At 56.9% G+C, this 1,308-nt stretch carries 1 protein-coding gene; it reads left to right on the top strand.

Going from position 1 to position 1,308, the window contains the following annotated elements; all coding sequences use genetic code 11:
* Positions 1-1,308: immunoglobulin-like domain-containing protein (locus J1G34_RS26890; protein ID WP_347709509.1), on the top strand; the 1,308-nt coding region annotated here is incomplete at both ends.

Genomic DNA, 1,308 nt, shown 5'->3' with positions numbered 1-1,308 from the left:
GTCACGCTGACCGCGCCAACCGCCGTCAACGAAGGTGGCCAGATCACTTACACCGCTACGCTCTCTAACAAAGCGGGCAGCGACGTCACGCTGAAGTTGGACAACGGCTCATCGATCACCATCAAGGCCGGCGACACCGTCGGCACCGTCACCGTGCCTGCTCCAAGCGATGACGTGTTTATCGACAAGAGCACCCAGATCGTCAAAATCACCGACGCTTCTGGCGGCAACTTCGAAAAACTGGAAGTCGCAGGCAACGGCGCAACCACTGCGATCAACGACACCATCGACAAGGTCGATGTAGTTCTGAGCGCTACCACTACCGTCGGCGAAGGCGGCAACATCGTCTACACCGCCAGCCTTGTGGATAAAAACGGCGCGCCGGTGACCAACATCACCAACCCGCTGACAGTCACCCTGGATAACGGCAAAACCATCACCATCGGTGTGAACCAATCCAGCGGCACGGTCACCGCCGTGGCACCAAACGACGTTTATAAAGGCGATCAAACCGTCACGACCGCCATCAAAACCGTCACCGGTGGCGAGCACTTTGAGAACCTGGTTCCAGGTACCACAGCGGTTAACACCACTGTTACCGATACCCCAGGCACTGCTGATACCACTACCGTCACGCTCACCGCGCCAAGCGCAGTCAACGAAGGTGGCCAGATCACGTACACCGCGACCTTGAGCAACAAGGCCGGTACTGACGTCACGCTGAAGTTGGACAACGGTTCGTCGATTATCATCAAGGCTGGCGATACCGTCGGCACCGTGACCGTCCCTGCGCCAAGCGATGACGTGTTCATCGACAAGAGCACCCAGATCGTCAAAATCACCGACGCTTCCGGCGGCAACTTCGAGCAGCTGGTAGTTGCGCAAAACAGTGCCACGACAGCGATCAACGACACCATCGACAAGGTCGACGTGGTTCTGAGCGCTACCACCACGGTTGGCGAAGGCGGCAACATCGTTTACACAGCAAGCCTTGTGGATAAAAACGGCGCGCTGGTGACCAACATCACCAACCCGTTGACCGTCACCTTGGATAACGGCCAGAGCATCACTATCGGCGTAAATCAGTCGAGCGGTTCTGTTTCGGTTGTTGCGCCGGATGACGTCTATAAAGGCGATCAGACCGTCACCACTGCTATCAAGACTGTCACTGGTGGCGAGCACTTCGAAAATCTCGTTCCAGGTACCGATAAAGTCACAACAACAGTGACTGACACCCCAGGTACTGATAACACCACCACTGTCACGCTGACCGCGCCAACTGCCGTCAACGAAGGTGGCCAGATCACG

This window comes from Pseudomonas sp. Wu6 (assembly GCF_019891515.1).
Taxonomy (GTDB): Bacteria; Pseudomonadota; Gammaproteobacteria; order Pseudomonadales; family Pseudomonadaceae; genus Aquipseudomonas; species Aquipseudomonas orientalis_A.
The sequence above is the reverse complement of the archived record's forward strand: the minus strand, read 5'-3'. Positions and strand labels throughout refer to the sequence as shown.